The 16,695-nt window shown below is 66.3% G+C and carries 13 protein-coding genes; 12 read left to right on the top strand and 1 reads right to left on the bottom strand.

Annotated features, from left to right (window positions below):
- Window positions 1-124: 124 nt before the first annotated feature.
- From BQ7391_RS05105 to BQ7391_RS05155, 11 genes are all read left to right on the top strand, one after another.
- The gene (locus BQ7391_RS05105; protein ID WP_075279601.1) at window positions 125-1,372 is read left to right on the top strand and encodes a four-carbon acid sugar kinase family protein; all 1,248 of its coding nucleotides are present in this window, start codon (window positions 125-127) and stop codon (window positions 1,370-1,372) included.
- Entirely contained in the window at window positions 1,365-2,519 is a 1,155-nt protein-coding gene (locus BQ7391_RS05110; protein ID WP_075279602.1) for an iron-containing alcohol dehydrogenase, read from the top strand. Before BQ7391_RS05105 ends, BQ7391_RS05110 begins: the two co-directional genes overlap by 8 nt.
- A gap of 27 nt (window positions 2,520-2,546) precedes the next feature.
- The gene (dapA, locus tag BQ7391_RS05115) at window positions 2,547-3,443 is read left to right on the top strand and encodes a 4-hydroxy-tetrahydrodipicolinate synthase (RefSeq protein ID WP_200799580.1); all 897 of its coding nucleotides are present in this window, start codon (window positions 2,547-2,549) and stop codon (window positions 3,441-3,443) included.
- The gene (gene pdxA / locus BQ7391_RS05120) at window positions 3,444-4,499 is read left to right on the top strand and encodes a 4-hydroxythreonine-4-phosphate dehydrogenase PdxA (protein WP_075279604.1); all 1,056 of its coding nucleotides are present in this window, start codon (window positions 3,444-3,446) and stop codon (window positions 4,497-4,499) included. It begins immediately after the preceding gene.
- A gap of 150 nt (window positions 4,500-4,649) precedes the next feature.
- Window positions 4,650-5,909 carry an SLC13 family permease gene (locus BQ7391_RS05125; RefSeq protein ID WP_200799581.1) on the top strand — a complete coding sequence of 420 codons (1,260 nt, stop codon included), beginning with the start codon at window positions 4,650-4,652 and terminating at the stop codon, window positions 5,907-5,909.
- 123 nt (window positions 5,910-6,032) lie between these two features.
- Window positions 6,033-6,788 (top strand): SDR family NAD(P)-dependent oxidoreductase, encoded by a 756-nt coding sequence (locus tag BQ7391_RS05130; RefSeq protein WP_200799582.1) that lies wholly within the window; start codon window positions 6,033-6,035, stop codon window positions 6,786-6,788.
- A 12-nt stretch (window positions 6,789-6,800) separates the two neighbouring features.
- Window positions 6,801-7,988, top strand: coding sequence for a sialidase family protein (locus tag BQ7391_RS05135; RefSeq protein WP_075279613.1), 1,188 nt, complete (start codon window positions 6,801-6,803; stop codon window positions 7,986-7,988).
- Window positions 7,985-8,473: a NanQ anomerase/TabA/YiaL family protein gene (locus BQ7391_RS05140; RefSeq protein WP_075279615.1), complete on the top strand. Its 489-nt coding sequence runs from the start codon at window positions 7,985-7,987 to the stop codon at window positions 8,471-8,473. The genes BQ7391_RS05135 and BQ7391_RS05140 overlap by 4 nt, the downstream gene beginning before the upstream one ends.
- Window positions 8,474-8,547: 74 nt before the next feature.
- On the top strand, window positions 8,548-9,735 hold the full coding sequence (locus BQ7391_RS05145) for an MFS transporter (RefSeq protein ID WP_075279617.1): 1,188 nt from the start codon (window positions 8,548-8,550) through the stop codon (window positions 9,733-9,735).
- Window positions 9,736-9,875: 140 nt separating this feature from the next.
- Window positions 9,876-12,551, top strand: coding sequence for a cation-translocating P-type ATPase (locus BQ7391_RS05150; RefSeq protein WP_075279618.1), 2,676 nt, complete (start codon window positions 9,876-9,878; stop codon window positions 12,549-12,551).
- Between the two features lie 337 nt (window positions 12,552-12,888).
- Window positions 12,889-13,905: a hypothetical protein gene (locus BQ7391_RS05155; RefSeq protein WP_075279619.1), complete on the top strand. Its 1,017-nt coding sequence runs from the start codon at window positions 12,889-12,891 to the stop codon at window positions 13,903-13,905.
- 74 nt (window positions 13,906-13,979) lie between these two features.
- Here BQ7391_RS05155 and BQ7391_RS05160 read toward each other — a convergent pair whose 3' ends face one another.
- Window positions 13,980-15,290, bottom strand: coding sequence for a GntP family permease (locus BQ7391_RS05160; protein ID WP_075279620.1), 1,311 nt, complete (start codon window positions 15,288-15,290; stop codon window positions 13,980-13,982).
- 184 nt (window positions 15,291-15,474) lie between these two features.
- On the opposite strand from BQ7391_RS05160, the gene rsgA reads away from it, so the two are divergent.
- Window positions 15,475-16,674 (top strand): ribosome small subunit-dependent GTPase A, encoded by a 1,200-nt coding sequence (rsgA, locus tag BQ7391_RS05165; protein ID WP_083662114.1) that lies wholly within the window; start codon window positions 15,475-15,477, stop codon window positions 16,672-16,674.
- Window positions 16,675-16,695: the final 21 nt, after the last annotated feature.

Genomic DNA, 16,695 nt, shown 5'->3' on the forward strand with positions numbered 1-16,695 from the left:
CCGTTCATATATGAAACATCACGATAGGAAAAGACGTTTCATATTGTAACGATTCTCCGGCCCAGAGGGGCATGATGCGCGCGGCGAGAAGAACCACCATGGGCGTAGCGAAGGAAGGGGCTCTATGACGCGGGTCATGCTCATAGCGGACGACATGACGGGCGCGCTCGACGCGGGCGCGTGCCTGCTGCCGGCGGACGTTATCGTGGCGACGTCTCCCAAGGGGGCGGAGCCCCTCCTTGCCGAGGTCCGGCCCGCGGTGCTCTGCGTCAATGCCGAGACGAGGCACCTTGACGCCTCGCCGGCTGCAGAGCGCGTGGCATCTCTCGTGGGGCGCGCGAGGCGGGAGGGCGTCCGATGCGTGGTCAAGAAGACGGACTCGGCCCTTCGGGGAAACATCGGGGCGGAGCTTGCCGCCGCGTGGAGGGCGAGCGGGTACGAGCGCCTGCACTTCATTCCCGCCCTTCCCGAGATGGGCCGCGTCACGCGGGGCGGCGTCCATTATGTCGACGGCGTGCCCGTGAGCGAGGGTCGTTTCGGAAAAGACCCCTTTGAGCCCGTTGCGTGCTCGAACGTATCAAGGCTCATTGGCCTGCAGACGGACGTCCCCGTCACAGCCGTCTCCGAGGGGGAGCCCGTTCCAGGGGAGGCGCGGGGCATCGTTGTCTACGACGCTACGTCGCTCGATAGAATGCTCGCGCGCGTCCGAGAGCTTGAGGAGGGAGGCGAGCTTGGCGTCATAGCCGGGTGCTCCGGCGTCATGCGTGCCCTCGCCCGCGTGCTTGACCTACGCCCTCGCCTGGAGAGGGGGCTCCCAAGCTCAGGAAACCTGCTCGTTGTCTGCGGCAGCGTGAACGGGACCTCCCGCGGGCAGTGCGCCTACGCCGCGAGCCGCGGAGCCGCAGTCCTGCCGATCGCCGAGCGCGAGAAGTGCGATGACTCCTGGCTTGAGAGCGACTCGGGTCGCGATTTCGTCTCGCGGGCCGCCCGCAGCTGGGCGACGGCCCCCCTCACGGTGATTGACGGATCGGGCCTTGAGGACCTCACGCGGCTCGTCCCGGATGGCGCCGAGGTCCGCCAGGTGGTTGCCGACCACATTGGCGCGCTCCTCGTCCGCATTTGCGAGTCCGGCGCAGGAGGCCGCGTGCTCGTTACGGGCGGCGACATCCTCGCGAGCTTCCTCGCCCAGGCGCATGCCGACCGCCTGAGGCCGCTCGGCCAGCCCGTTCCCGGCATCGTGTGCTTCGAGCTGGAAATGGCAGGTGGGGAGGTCGTCGTCGCCTCAAAGTCGGGCGGTTTCGGAAGCAGGTCTCTGTTCGTCGACATGGCGGGCCTTCCCAAAGAAGAAGCAAAGGAGTGTGCCCATGCTTAGCAAGTATTCCCTGAGACTCCCCAAGGTTGTCTACGGGGGCGAGAACCCCACCGATGAGCTCGCGGCGGCTCTGCGCCGCGAGGGCGCCAAGAGCGTCGTCGTGTTCACGGACGCGGCTCTGCACAAGCTCGGCCTGGTGAACCCGGTGCTCGAGGCCATCGAGTCCGTCGGCGCAACGTTCGAGATCATCGACGACATCCCCGCCGAGCCCACCTATGGCCAGGTCCAGAACGTGGTCGACCAGGTCAAGAGCGCCTCTGCGGACGCCATCGTGGCGGTGGGCGGCGGCTCGGTCATGGACGCGGCCAAGCTCGCCGCCGTCTGCGCCACGGACGCCTACACCGTGCACGATCTTCTCGCCGACCCCTCCCGTGCCGCCAAGCAGCTCACGACCTTCATGGTCCCCACCACGGCCGGCACCGGCGCCGAGGCCACGCCCAACGCCATTGTGGCTGTGCCCGAGGACGAGCTCAAGGTCGGCATCGTGAACGACGCGATGATCGCCGACTACGTGGTCCTGGACGCCCGCATGATAAAGAATCTTCCGCGCCCGATCGCGGCGTCCACGGGCATCGACGCCCTCTGCCACGCCATCGAGTGCTACACGTCCACGAAGGCCAACCCCTTCTCCGACGTCTTTGCCCTCGAGGCCTTTGACCTCATCATCAACAACATCGAGGCCGCCTGCGACGACCCCGAGGCCATGGACGCCAAGCGCGCCATGCAGATCGCGAGCTTCTACGCCGGCATCGCCATCACGGCCTCCGGCACCACGGCCGTCCACGCCCTGTCCTACCCGCTCGGCGGCAAGTACCACGTGGCGCACGGCGTCTCCAACGCCATCCTGCTGAGCCCCGTGATGCACTTCAACGAGCCGGCAATCCGCGAGCGCCTCGCCGTCGCGTACGACCGCGCCATCCGCGGCGACGCCACCACGGTCGAGGAGAAGTCCGCCGCCGTCATCGAGCGCATGGACGCCATCGTGAGCCACCTCGACATCCCCAAGAAGCTCGACGAGCTCGGCGTGACCGGGGTCGACGTCGACCAGCTTGCGGCCGCGGGCATGACCGTCCAGCGCCTGCTTGTGAACAACATGCGCGAGGTCACGCTCGAGGACGCCAAAGTCATCTACGCGCAGGTCCTCTAGCGGGACAGGACAGGGAGGCACATCAGAATGATTGAGCTCAAGGGAATCGTCGTCCCCATCGTCACCCCGATGAACGAGGACGAGACCATCAACCTCGATGAGCTGCGTCGTCAGGTCGACCGCCAGATCGATGCGGGCATCCACGGCATCTTCCCGTTCGGCACCAACGGCGAGGGCTACATCCTCAACGGCGACGAGAAGAAGCTCGTCCTCGAGACCGTCATCGACCAGGTGGCCGGACGCGCGCCCGTCTACGCCGGAACCGGCTGCATCTCCACCAAGGAGACTATCGAGCAGTGCAAGACGGCGGAGGCCGCGGGTGCCGACATCCTCTCCGTCATCACGCCGTCCTTCGCCAAGGCGAGCCAGCATGAGCTGATCGTCCACTACACCACCGTTGCCGAGGCCGTGCCCAACATGCCGATCGTCCTCTACAACATCCCGGCGCGCACCGGCAACGCGCTCGAGCCCGAGACCATCGTCGAGCTTGCCAAGATCGACAACATCGTGGGCGCCAAGGACTCCTCCGGCAACTGGGACAACCTCTCCGCCTACATCGACCTCACCAAGGACATGGACTTCGGCGTGCTCTCCGGCAACGACGCCCTCATCCTCAAGGCGCTGCGCCGTGGTGCGAGGGGTGCCATCGCCGGCTGCGCCAACGTCTACCCCAAGAACATGGTGGGCATCTACGAGAACTGGGCCAAGGGCGACGACGAGGCTGCCGAGGCCTGCCAGGCCGCCGTGGCGCCGCTGCGCGACTGCTTCAAGTACGGCAACCCCAACACCGTGGTGAAGACCGCCGTCAACCTTCTCGGCTATCCCGTCGGCACGTGCCGCGCGCCCTTCAACTATCTGCCCGACGAAGGTCTCGAGGTGCTGCGCGCGACTCTTGAGTCCGATCACAAGAGGGGAGTGCGCTAGATGAGCGAGAAGAACCGTCCCATCGTCGCCATCACCATGGGCGACCCGGCCGGCAACGGCCCGGAGATCACGGTGAAGGCGCTCTCCGATCCCGCACTCTACGAGCGCTGCCGCCCCATCGTGGTCGGAGACGCAAAGATGATCGAGCAGGCCAAGGGCTTCGTGAACCACCCGGAGATCGAGGTCAATCCCGTCTCGGACGTCGCGGACGCCAAGTTCAGGGCGGGTACGATCGACGTCTACCACCTCGACCTCATCGAGGACGTGGCCTCCTTCAAGTTGGGCGAGGTCTCCGCCGAGGGCGGCAACGCCGCCTTCCAGAGCGTCAGGCGCACGATCGAGCTGGCCATGGAGGGGAAGGTCGACGCCACCGTCACCAACGCCCTCAACAAGGAGTCCATGAACCTGGCTCTCGCGCCCCAGGGCATGCACTTCGATGGCCACACGGAGATCTACGCCACCTACACCGGCACCAAGAAGTACTCGATGATGCTCGCACACCATGACTTCCGTGTGGTGCACGTGTCCACGCACTGCTCGCTTCGCGAGGCGTGCGACCGCGTGAAGACCCCACGTGTCCTCGAGGTCATCAAGCTGGGATGGCAGGCGTGTCGCGACCTCGGCATCGAGAGCCCCAAGGTCGCCGTCGCCGGCCTCAACCCGCACTCCGGCGAGCACGGCCTCTTCGGCACCGAGGAGATCGACGAGATCATCCCCGCCATCGAGCTCGCCCGCGCGGAGGGCATCGACGCCGTGGGCCCCTGCCCGCCCGACAGCGTCTTCTCCGAGATGCATGGCGGCTGGTACGACATCGTCGTCTGCATGTATCACGACCAGGGACACATACCCACCAAGACGCTTGGCTTCGTGTTTGATCGCGAGGCGGGCTCCTGGAAGGCCGTCGAGGGCGTGAACGTCACGCTCGGCCTCCCCATCATCAGGACATCGGTCGATCACGGCACGGGCTTCGCGCTTGCGGGGAAGGGAACCGCCAATGCGCTCTCGCTCGTGAACGCCATCGACTATGCGCTGCGCATGGCAAGGGGAAAGGAGTAGAGAGCCGTACGCGGCTGCGGGGCCTCGGGTTTGGCGACTGTCGGCCCCGCAGGAGGTACGAGGACTGCTGTTTGGCCAACGACAGCCCTCCTGTTTGATTCTTGCACATTCACCCTGGTCTGAAAGGGGCTTGAGAAAATGACTCCGCAAATGATTCTGGCACTGGGGGTGCTCATCTTCATGATCGTTCTGATCATGGCAGACGTGCTCCCGTTTGGAGCGCCGCCGCTGCTCGCAAGCCTTCTGCTGGTCGTCTTCCAGCTCTATCCCGCAGATGCTGATCCCATTGCATATGCGTTCGCCGGATTCACTGATTCCAACGTCTGGATGATCGCGTTTTTCATGGTGGTGTTGGCCGCGTTCCAAAAGACGAGCTTCACCGCGCGCGTCCGAAGCCAGATGTTCAGGCTCGCCGAGCGTGGTGGGTTCAAGGGCTACCTGCTCCTCGTTCTTCTCGTCATGGTTGCCTGCGCGCTGACCGGCGGCCACTCCACGGGATTCTACGTTCTCATCCTTGGTCTGGTGGCGACCATTCCGTATGACAAGAAGCTGCCTACCTCCAAGCTCGTCATGCCCCTTGGATTTGCCTGCTTCCACCCCGTCAACTTTGCGGTGAACTTCGGTTTGTGCGTCGGCATCCTCAACTCCGCGGGCTTTGCGACGGACGGCGTGTCGATGACCCCGTTCATCATCACCACGCTCATCGGATGCGTCGGCTACTTCATCTGGTCCTTCGTTGGTTACCGTCTGCTTCCCGACCATGCGATTGCCGTTCAGCAGGAGCAGTCCGATGAGGTCGTTGCGAGCGATCTTCCCCAATGGAAAGAACTCGTCACGGTTGCCTGCCTCGCTGCTTCCGTCGTCGGCATGATGTTTGCCAAGCAGCTCGGTGATGTGGCGTACATCCTTCCCGGCATCTTCGCTTTCCTGCTCCTTGGCATCAAGGTCGTTGACTGGCAGGAGATGCGCAATAGCCTGTTCTCTCCCGTCGTTCTCATGATGTGCTGTGTCATTCCTGTGGCAAACGCGCTCTCTGACTCCGGTTTCACCGCGCTGGTTGGCAACATGGTCGCCGACGCCGCCTCGAGCATGCCCCCGTTCTGGCTCACCTTCGTGTTCTGCCTGCTGACGAGCGCTTGCGCCACGTTTACTGGCGCCAACTTCGCCTCGGCGTACATCTTCGTCCCCATCGTCATTGCTGCGTGCCTTGCCCTCGGCGTCAACCCCGTTGGTCCCGCTGCCGCTTCGACCATGGCCGCTTTTGCGGGCGGGTTCCTTCCCATTGACGGCCTTCCGGCGCTTGTATACGGCTGGGGTAACTACTCGATGAAGGAGTTCTGGAAGTTCACGATTCCGATGTGGATTATCAACTGCCTGTTCCTTGCCATCGGAGCGATGGTCGCGTTCTAGTTCATCCGGGCAGCATCGATCAGCACGCATTCTGCGCGGTCCTTCTTGCATCGTCGCAGATGGCGAGGGGGACCGCGCGCAGAATGCGTGCAATACGAGTCATCGCCTGTAGAAGGGAGCACCATGAATGAGAAAATGCTTCGGGGAAAAGTCGTTGCCGTGACAGGTGCCTCTCGTGGGATTGGCCGCCAAGTTGCGTTGACGCTCGCTGGTGAGGGCGCGGACCTGGTCATCAACGGCACGAACCTCGATCGTCTGGACGATGTCAGATCTGAGGTCGAAGCATGTGGCCAGAGATGCGTTATTGCAGAGGGAGACGTCTCGCTTCCCGAGACGTCCGAACGGCTCGCCCAGATTGCGAGAGACGAGTACGGGAGGATTGACGTTCTTGTCAATAACGCCGGGATCAACGATCGGACCAAGACGCCTCAGCTAACCAATGAGGGTTGGCTGCGGGTCATCAATGTCAACCTCAACGGAACCTACTATATGTGCCACGCGGTTCTTCCGCAGATGGTCGAGCAGGGGTCTGGCTGCATCGTCAACATCACCTCCGCCAACGGAGTAACCCCGCATCCAAACGCCGCGCCCTCGTATGGCGCATCAAAGGCGGGTATTACCTATCTGACGCGACACTTCGCGCTCGAGTACGCCCCCCACGGTATTCGTGTGAACGCGGTGCAATGCGGACCCATCTCCTCGGAGATGACCGATCAGTGGACGCCGGAGTACCGTGAGCAGGCGCTGGCTAAGGTTCCTCTGCATCGACTTGGCACTCCCGAGGAGGTCGCTTGGGGCGTGCTGTTCTGCTGTAGCGAGATGAGCGGATTCATGACGGGCGCGAGCATCAACATGAGCGGCGGAAAGTTGATGCAGTAAGGTATGGGATCAATGGAATTCAAGACTCTCCCGGGCCTCACGCCCGACGGACAGATCTACTTTGACGAGGAGATGGCGTTCCTTGAGGCCATGCTCCCGCCCGGTCCCTGGGCCACCGCTCATGGGCCGGGGCTCGTCGAGACCCCCGCAGGCACGCTGCTGTGCTGCTGGTTTGCCGGAACCTTCGAGGGCGATACGGACGTCAACATCGTGGTCTCGCGCCTTGAGAAGGGCTCTGACCAGTGGGGCGAGCCTGCGATGATCTCGACCGACAACGAGTTTTCCAATCAGAACCCGTCGCTGTTTCTCGCGGCCAAGAATGAGATCTGGTGTCTGTATACCTCCCAGCGCGGCCGCGAGCCGGGCAAGGACAACATGCAGTACACCTCGGTCATCAAGCGCCAGATCTCCCGCGATGACGGGCGCACCTGGAGCGCTCCCGAGGTCGTGCTTCCCGAGGAGGGCACGTTTGCGCGTCAGCCCATCCAAGTCCTCTCCAACGGGCGCTGGATCTACGGCCTGTGGCTCTGCTCCGATGGCGCGAGCGGACTTGCCGGCGACCCAAGCGCCTTCGCGGTCTCTGATGACGCGGGCGCCACATGGCGGCGCGTCGACGTGCCGGCCTCTTCCGGGCGCGTGCACCCGAGCGTGGTCGAGCTCGAGGACGGGCACCTCGTCGCCTTTATGCGCAGCCGCGAGGCGGACTGGATCTATCGCAGCGAGTCAGCCGACTACGGCGACACCTGGAGCGCGCCTGAGCCCACGCCGCTGCCCAACAACAACTCCGGCATCGCCGTGGCCAAGCTGGCGAGCGGCCGCATCGCCATCGCGTACAACCACAACTCCGCGCCGGGCACCTACGGCAAGACGGGGGCGTGGCCGGCGCTGCGCAACCCCGTCTCCCTCGCGCTCTCCGAGGACGGCGGCCTCACGTTCCCGCTCATCCGCAACGTGGAGCGCGGCGAGGGGTACGTGGGCGAGGAGAACAAGTTCAACAACCGCCAGTACGAGTACCCCTGCATCATGCAGGCGTCTGACGGCATGATTCACGTCGCGTACGCCTACCAGACCCGACGCGGGGTCAAGTGGGTCACGCTCTCCGAGGAGGACGTCATGGGCAGGGTCCGTGGCGCGGGCACCTACAACCCGACCTCGGGCGAGGGCGCCCGCAGGGGCGAGGCGGGAGGCGCGACGCATTGATCTACGACGGACTTGACGCCATCGGGCTCTATCGCGGCCTTACTCGCGGCCTTGACGTGCTCATCGACTGGCTGGGCAAGAACGATCCCGTCGACCTGCCGCTCGGCATCACCCAGATCGACGGCAACCGCGTCTACGCCAACGTCATGGACGCGAGCACCAAGTACGAGAAGGACGCCCGCTTCGAGACGCACCGCAAGTACATGGACGTCCAGATTGACCTCGAGGGCGCCGAGTGCTTCAAGACCACCCCGGGCGCGGTCGTGCCCGCCGGCGTCTTCGACGAGGCCATCGACAAGGGCTACTGCCACGCCGCGGAGGGCAACGACGACCTCTTCGAGGGATGCCTTGCCGGTGGGCGCTTCGTCGTCTTCATGATCGGCGAGCCGCACATGCCCAACCTTGTGCTTCCGGGCGCGGAGCCCGGCCCAGTCAAGAAGGCCTGCTTCAAGGTCGTGGGCGACCAGTTCTGGGACGAGGTCTAGCATGTGACAGGGGGACGGAGCGGTGACATCTCCTCCGTCCCCCTGTCACGCGGTCGGGTTGAGGGGGTAAGGGAATGCTGGTGACGCGCGACGGTGCGGTCCTTCTCGCCGCGACGTTCTGCTACCTCGCGAGCACGATGCTCGCGAACCCGCTCGTCGCGGGCTTTGCGGGGACGCTCGGCGCCACCGCCGCGATGATGGGCGTGCTCACCGCGCTCATGAACGCGTGCTCGCTCGTCGTGCGACCCGTCGCCGGCAACCTCTCTGACCGCCTCCCCAAGCGCCATCTCGCCGCCGCGGGGGCCGCCCTCATGCTCGTGACCGCGCTCGGGCAGGCGCTGGCGCCTAACACCGTGCTTCTCGCCGCCATGCGGCTTGCCAACGGGGCGGGGTACTCGCTCTGCTCGGTGTGCATGTCCACGTGGTTTGCCGAGACGCTCCCACCCGCGCGGCTGGGGCAGGGCATGGGGATCTTCGGCCTCATGAACGCCCTCGGCATGGCGGTGGGACCAGCCCTCGGAATTGCCGTCTCCGACGCGCTGGGCTATCGTCTCGCGCTCGGCCTCTCCGCCATCTTTGCGGCGCTCTCGCTGGCGGGGATTCTCCTCGTCCGCAATGGGGGAGCCGTGCGGGGAGGGCAGGACGCCCATGCCGAGAAGGACGCGCTTCCCCGGGTCCGCCTGCTCGATCGACGTGCGGTTCCGTCGGCTGTCGTGGTGGCGCTCTTCACGGTCCCGTACATGGCCACGCAGGCGTTTCTCGTGAGCTATGCGGAGGCGCGGGGGCTCGACGTCCCCACGGGGGCGTTCTTCACGGTCTACGCCGCGTCGCTCATGGTCCTGCGGGTCCTTCTCGGCCGTGCGTTCGACCGGGTGGGGTTCGTGCCCTTTGTGGTGGCGTCGGGGGTCTCCGCCGCGGCCTCGCTCGTTCTTCTCGCCACCATGACCGATGCCGTCGGGCTGCTGCTCGCTGCCCCCTTCATGGCGGGCGGCTACGGCGTCATGTGCTCGGTCTGTCAGTCCACTGCCGTCCGTGCGGTGGGGCCCGAGCATGTGGGTCTTGCCAACAGCACGTACTACATGGGGTTTGACGTTGGCATGACGCTTGGGCCCGTGATTGGCGGGGCGCTCTTCGGTGCGGTCGACCTCGCGTGGTTCTACCCCGCGCTCATGCTCACGATACCTGCGGCGTGGCTAGTCTGCGCCCTCTCGCAGAGACGCGCGGCAGGTGGAGGTGACGACGGAAGGAAGACTGAATCGTAAGTCCGCCGTCGGGTAGAATAGGCCTCGTGTTTCTTGTCCATGCGTCCGGCATGGCAGCCTTGATGGGCCCTTGCCCCTTCCTGGGGAATTATGATCGGGCATCAATCTGCCGGGCGCCGAATTCCCAGGAGGGGAACTGAATGAAGGAGTACCTAGAGTCCAAGGACAAGGTCCTGGGCGAACTCTCCTCAAACGAGGAGAGCGGTCTCAGTGCGGCGGAGGCCTCGAGCCGCCTGTCGCAGTACGGGCCTAACGAGCTGGAGAAGGAGGAGAAGACCCCGCTCTGGAAGCGCTTCTTCGAGCAGATGGCCGACCCGATGGTCATCATGCTCATCGTGGCGGCCGTCATCTCCGCCGTGACCGGCATGGTCCAGGGCGAGCCCGAGTGGGCGGACGTCATCATCATCATGGCGGTCGTCATCATCAACTCCGTGCTCGGCGTGGTCCAGGAGGCCAAGTCCGAGCAGGCCCTCGAGGCGCTGCAGCAGATGAGCGCCGCGCAGTCCAAGGTCATCCGCGACGGCAAGATGGAGCACCTGCCGTCCGCCGAGCTCGTGCCCGGCGACATCGTGCTCCTTGAGGCCGGCGACTCCGTGCCCGCGGACTGCCGCATCCTCGAGAGCGCCTCGATGAAGATCGAGGAGGCCGCCCTCACCGGCGAGTCCGTCCCGGTGGAGAAGCACGTCGAGGCCATCGCGCTGGCCGCCGACGCCGACGACGTGTCCCTGGGCGACCGCAAGAACATGTGCTACATGGGCTCCACCGTGGTCTACGGCCGCGGCAAGGCCGTCGTGGCGGGCACCGGCATGAAGACCGAGATGGGCAAGATCGCCGGCGCCCTCACCACCGCCAAGAAGGAGCTCACGCCGCTCCAGATGAAGCTCAACGAGCTTTCCGGCATCCTCACCAAGCTGGTCCTGGCCATCTGCGTGATCATCTTTGCGGTGGACATCGTGCGCCACTTCGGCGAGCTGGGCTCCCACCCCGAGATGATCCTCGACACCTTCATGGTGGCCGTCTCCCTGGCCGTGGCCGCCATCCCCGAGGGCCTCGTGGCCGTGGTCACCATCGTGCTCTCCATGGGCGTGACCAAGATGGCCAAGCGCCAGGCCATCATCCGCAAGATGACCGCCGTGGAGACGCTGGGCTGCACGCAGGTCATCTGCTCGGACAAGACCGGTACGCTCACCCAGAACAAGATGACCGTTGTGAAGCACGTGGCCGCCGCGCCCGAGGAGAAGCTGCTCGCCGGCATGGCCCTCTGCTCCGACGCCAAGTGGGATGCCGAGAAGGGCGAGTCCCAGGGCGAGCCCACCGAGGCCGCGCTGGTCAACGACGCCGCCAAGGCGGGCATGACCGGGCTCGACGTGGAGCACCCGCGCGTGGGCGAGGCCCCGTTCGACTCCAGCCGCAAGATGATGTCCGTGGTGGTCGAGGAGGCCGACGGCTCCTACGAGCAGTACACCAAGGGCGCCCCCGACGTGGTCCTGGGCCTGTGCACCAAGGTCTATGACGGCGAGAAGGTCGTCCCGATGACCGAGGCGCGCCGCGCCGAGCTGCTCGCCGCCAACAAGGCGATGGCCGACGAGGCCCTGCGCGTGCTCGCGCTGGCGAGCCGCACCTGGGACGCCGTGCCCGCCGACTGCTCGCCCGAGGCGCTCGAGCACGACCTCACCTTCTGCGGCCTCTCCGGCATGATCGACCCCGAGCGCCCCGAGGTGGCCGCGGCCATCAGCGAGGCCCAGGGCGCCGGCGTGCGCACCGTCATGATCACGGGCGACCACATCGACACCGCCTTCGCCATCGCCAAGAACCTCGGCATCGCGTCCGACCGCAGCCAGGCCATCACCGGCGCCGAGCTCGACAAGATGTCCGAGGACGAGCTCGACCGCAACATCGAGCGCTACTGCGTCTACGCGCGCGTCCAGCCCGAGCACAAGACGCGCATCGTCGAGGCGTGGAAGTCCAAGAACAAGATCGTGGCCATGACCGGTGACGGCGTGAACGACGCGCCCTCCATCAAGCGCGCCGACATCGGCGTGGGCATGGGCATCACCGGCACCGACGTCACCAAGAACGTGGCCGACATGGTCCTTGCGGACGACAACTTCGCCACGATCATCAGCGCGGTCGAGGAGGGCCGCCGGATCTACGACAACATCCGCAAGGTCATCCAGTTCCTGCTCTCGGCCAACATCGCCGAGGTGCTCTCGGTCTTTGTGGCCACCCTCGTGGGCTTCACGATCTTCCAGCCGGTGCAGCTGCTCTGGATCAACCTCATCACGGACTGCTTCCCGGCGCTCGCGCTCGGCATGGAGGACGCCGAGGGTAACGTCATGAAGCGCAAGCCGCGCAACGCCTCCGACGGCGTCTTCGCGGGCGGCATGGGCCTCGACATCGCGGTCCAGGGCGTCATCATCACGGTGCTCGTGCTGGCGAGCTTCTTCGTGGGCGTCTACTTTGACATGGGCTACATCGACATCGCGGACATGATCGCCGGCACCGCCGACGAAGAGGGCGTCACCATGGCGTTCATCACGCTGTCCATGGTGGAGATCTTCCACTGCTTCAACATGCGCAGCCGCCGCGCGTCGCTCTTCTCCATGAAGAAGCAGAACAAGTGGCTGTGGGGCGCCGCCCTGCTGGCCCTCATCCTCACCGTCGTGGTGGTGGAGGTGCCGTTCCTGGCCGAGATGTTCGGCTTCATGGAGCTGCCGATCGAGGCGCTTGCCTGGGCCATCGGCCTGGCGTTCCTGATCATCCCGATCATGGAGGTCTACAAGGCCGTCATGCGTGGCATCGAGAAGAACCAGTAGTCCCTCTCGGCATGCGCGCGTCCGCGGGGACGGGGCTTCGGCCCCGTCCCCGTTTTCTGTGGTCCGGGCCCGGCTCGGGCGGGTCGTCTCCGCGGCCTGATCCGCCCGTTCTTCTCGCCCGGCGGTCTACCTCGGTGATTCAGGTATTTATTACATGGAAAACCATGTAGCAACTCGGGTCAAATGTCGGAAATGGCCCTTCCGAGGCGGGTTGCTACATGGTTTTGAAGTAGGTAAATCATCGAACTACTTTCGTGAGGTCCGGACTGACCGCCAAACCTGTCTGTGATAGAGTGTCATCAGGCGACCCCCATCGCTCCCAAGCGAGGGGAGTGGTATGCCGGTCATCCTTTCTCACAGCTCCGCCCTTGAGCTCCTGCGCGCCGTTCCGCCGCAGGTGAGGATGTATCCGCACGTGGCGGAGCCGCTGCGGCTTGCGGACATCTCAACTGATTCCCGCGAGCTCCGCCCCCTCGACATGCGCTCGTTTGGCATCCGAAGGGACCCCGTCCACGTTCTCGTGTCGAGGTCCGCCCGTGAGATTCAGTCATCCGGCGTGAAGACGCATCACTTCGGCCTCGCCGTCATGCCGGGCGGCCTGCTGCTGGAGCTCTCCCCGGGTGTGTATGCCGCCGGGCCCGAGCTCTGCTTCATTCAGATGGCGCGGAAGTCCTCCCTCGTGGGCGCCGTCGTGCTGGGCTGCGAGCTCTGCGGCCGATACTCGCACTTCTCTGAGATGGTCTCCGGATACTACGAGCGCCCGCCGCTCACGTCCGTCGAGAAGATCGGGGAGGCCGTGAGCGCCCTTCCCGGGCTCTATGGCGTCAGCCGTGCGCGCGAGGCCCTGCGCTGGGTGCGTGACGGCGCCCGCTCGCCGATGGAGACGGCGCTGTCGGCGGAGCTCTTCCTGCCCGGGCGGCACAAGGGCCTCGCCTTCGTGAGGCCCGAGCTCAACTACGAGGTGCAGCTCGACGAGGCCGCGGCGGCCATCACGGGGACGAAGAGCTGCTCGATAGACGTTGCCTGGCCGGGCGTTCGTCGCGGCGTGGAGTACGACAGCCTGGAGTTTCACCTCGATTCCGAGAAGGACCTGCGTCGCAAGGAGGCGCTCGAGCACATGGGATGGACGATAAACACCATCAAGCTCGACCAGATGGCAGACCATGCGGCCCTCATGCGCGCGGTCGCGCTCTTCGAGGGCGCCGTCCCGCGCCAGCCGGGCGGTCCCGCCTCTGAGGAGGAGGTGGCGGAGCTGCACCAGCGGCTCCTGCGCGCAACGCGGTGCGGGATGGGGCTCGAGCGGGCGCTCTTTGGCGTGCCGGTTTCGCGCGACGCGGTGAGGGTGCACGTGTAGGGCCTGGCGGCACGCGGTTGCAGGGAGTCAGAAGGCAGTTCTCCCTGGCGGGGGCTTGACGGAGACCTCCGTCCCTACGCCACGCCCGCGAGACCGAGGGCCATGCCCAGCAGCGACACCGCGATCGGCAGCAGCGCGCACGAGACGAGCACGTAGCGGTACGTGTCACGGACCTCGGTCTTGGCGGCCTGGTTTGCGGCGAGCATCGCCGAGGTGTGGGGCAGCAGCGTGGCCGGCCCCACGGACGCCATGCAGAGCACGCGGTGCATCATCGCCGGGTCGAGTCCGGTGGCCAGCAGCGTCTGCGCCATGCTGCCGAGGTAGATGTTGAGCGCCCCGATGGCCGAGCCCGTGATGCCGGCGATGGCGAAGATCGTGATGAAGCCCTGCCAGAGGGGGTTCAGGCTCGTGGACATAAGCGCCTCGATGATGCCCTGGTAGGCGGGCGATGCCACCACCACACCACCAAAGCCCATGATGGCCGCCACGGAGACGAGCGAGCTCAGGCCGCTCGTGCAGGACTCGCCGATGACACGCTTGACGTTTGCCAGCCGCCTGCGGTAGAGCAGGCACGCGGCGATTACCGAGGCGAGCATCGAGACGGTCACGGCGTCGGTGGCCTGCATGCCCGCCGCACGCTGCAGCACGAAGACCAGCACGACGAGAAGCGCGATCGGCGCGAAGCACGCCCAGACGGGCGGGGTGTCGGCATCGTCCGGACGGGCGAGCGCCTCCCCGGGGCTGGGGGAGAAGTGCTCCCCGCGCCGGCGGCAGCGGCCGATCTCCCGCTGCAGGTAGGCGTAGGAGAGCGCGAACATCACAACGGAGCAGATGACGCCGAGAAGCGCGCCCGCGTAGGCGTCCGTCCCGAGGAAGCTCGCGGGGATGAGGTTCTGCGTGGAGGGGATGCCCGGCATCATGACCATGCCGAGCGTGGCGGGGCAGACCATGATGGCGGCCACGACGAGCTTCTTGGGGATGTCCGCGCGCTCGAAGAGCTCGGCCGCGATGGGGTAGACCGAGAACGCGATGATGAACGCGCTGATGCCGCCGTAGGAGAGCACGAGGCCGGTGACCATGATCACGAGCAGCGCGTGCTTCTCGCCCACGAGGCGCAGCATGCTGCTGGCGATGCCCGCCGAGGCCCCGGAGTCGCCCATGACGCGCCCGAAGACGGACCCGAGGGCGAAGAGCAGGAACCAGCTGCCCACGAAGGCCGCCATGTCGCCCATATAGCTCTCGTTGATGGCGGAAAGGACGTCCATCCCGTTGGCGAGGATGACGATGAGCGAGGCGACGAGCGAGACCACCACCATGTGCCAGCCGCGCCAGATGAGGGCGACGATGGCGATGACGGCGAGGACGAGTCCGGCGATGCCGAGCATGGGGGCTCCAATCCGCTGGGCCTTCCGAGGCGGTGTCAGTGTATGCCGCCCGTGGCGTCAACGCCTCGCCGACGACGTATCGTCGCTGACGCGTTACATGCTGGAAGCGGCGCGATAACAACGGGGGCGTCCCGCGTCAGCCTGGCGCTATACTGGCTGCGGACAGGACGACGGAAGGGCGCGTGTGGCACGACGGTCACCCAAATCACCCAGGAGAAGGCGCGGGGGCGGCGCGACGGCAGGTGCCCCCTCGCTGCCGGCGCTCTCATCCCTGACCGAGCTTCCCGCCTTCGGGGAGCTCTCCTGCTCCGAGCGCCAGCGCTCCGCCTTCGGCGCCGCCCGAGACCGGGCCGTGGCGGCGGGGGCCGAGAAGGACGAGCTCGTCATGGGCTGCGTCGTGCGCCTTGACCGGGGCTTTCCCGCCGTGCTCTGCGAGGACGCCGTCTTTCGCGCCGAGTTCTCGGCGCGGCTCACCAAGGGCGGGCTCGCGGGAAGGGCGGAGTCCCGCGCCGCGGTGGGGGACTGGGTCTGCGCACGACGGCCGCACGGCCACGACATGGGCCTCATCGAGGAGATCCTCCCGCGCGAGAGCGACATCGCCCGCTGGCGCGGCGGCGCGCGGGGCGAGCGCCAGACGCTTGCCGCCAACGTCGACCTCGTGCTGGTGGTGCAGCAGCTCGGCGAGCGACCCGTGTCCTGCGAGCGGCTCGCCCGCTCGGCGGTGATCGCGCGCGACTGCGGCGCCGATGTCGCCGTCGTGCTCACGAAGGCAGACCGTGCCTCGGACGACGTCCTCGCGCGTGACGTCGCGGCCGTGCGCGAGGTGCTCGGGGAGGCGTGCCCGCTCGCGCTCACGTCCTCGGCCGAGCGGGAAGACGAGGTCGGGCGCGTGTCCGCGTGCGCGCGGGCGCTGGGCGTGCCCTGGGGGGTCGACGCCGTGCGGTCGCTCGTTCCGGAGGGCGTGGTGGCGATCGTGCTGGGGGAGTCCGGCGCGGGCAAGTCCACGCTGCTCAACGCCCTTCTCGGCCGCGAGGTGCTGGAGACGGGCGCCGTGCGCGCCGCAGACGACATGGGTCGCCACACCACGGTCGCGCGCCGGATGGTGTCGCTCCCGGGCGCGGGCGTGATCGTCGACGAGCCAGGCCTCAGGAGCCTTCCGATCGTCGGCCACGAGCGCGGACTCGCCATGGTCTTCCCCGAGGTCTCCGAGGCCGCCCGAGGCTGTCGCTTCCGCGACTGCACCCACACCCACGAGCCGGGGTGCGAGGTCCTGGGGAGGCGGGCCTCCGGGGAGATTTCGCCTGCGAGGGCAGACGCCTACGTGGCGCTTGCCTCGGAGATGCGCGAGAGCGCGGCATCGCTCGACCCGGACGTCGTGCTGTAGAGGACCCAGCTGCCCCGAGGG

Origin of the sequence: Thermophilibacter provencensis (genome assembly GCF_900128445.1) — a bacterium.
Classification (GTDB): domain Bacteria; phylum Actinomycetota; class Coriobacteriia; order Coriobacteriales; family Atopobiaceae; genus Thermophilibacter; species Thermophilibacter provencensis.

Coding starts and splice junctions, on each gene's coding strand:
- BQ7391_RS05105 (WP_075279601.1), top strand. CDS start 125: ATGACGCGGGTCATGCTCATAGCGGACGACATGACGGGCGCGCTCGAC.
- BQ7391_RS05110 (WP_075279602.1), top strand. CDS start 1,365: ATGCTTAGCAAGTATTCCCTGAGACTCCCCAAGGTTGTCTACGGGGGC.
- dapA (WP_200799580.1), top strand. CDS start 2,547: ATGATTGAGCTCAAGGGAATCGTCGTCCCCATCGTCACCCCGATGAAC.
- pdxA (WP_075279604.1), top strand. CDS start 3,444: ATGAGCGAGAAGAACCGTCCCATCGTCGCCATCACCATGGGCGACCCG.
- BQ7391_RS05125 (WP_200799581.1), top strand. CDS start 4,650: ATGATTCTGGCACTGGGGGTGCTCATCTTCATGATCGTTCTGATCATG.
- BQ7391_RS05130 (WP_200799582.1), top strand. CDS start 6,033: ATGAATGAGAAAATGCTTCGGGGAAAAGTCGTTGCCGTGACAGGTGCC.
- BQ7391_RS05135 (WP_075279613.1), top strand. CDS start 6,801: ATGGAATTCAAGACTCTCCCGGGCCTCACGCCCGACGGACAGATCTAC.
- BQ7391_RS05145 (WP_075279617.1), top strand. CDS start 8,548: ATGCTGGTGACGCGCGACGGTGCGGTCCTTCTCGCCGCGACGTTCTGC.
- BQ7391_RS05150 (WP_075279618.1), top strand. CDS start 9,876: ATGAAGGAGTACCTAGAGTCCAAGGACAAGGTCCTGGGCGAACTCTCC.
- BQ7391_RS05155 (WP_075279619.1), top strand. CDS start 12,889: ATGCCGGTCATCCTTTCTCACAGCTCCGCCCTTGAGCTCCTGCGCGCC.
- BQ7391_RS05160 (WP_075279620.1), bottom strand. CDS start 15,290: ATGCTCGGCATCGCCGGACTCGTCCTCGCCGTCATCGCCATCGTCGCC.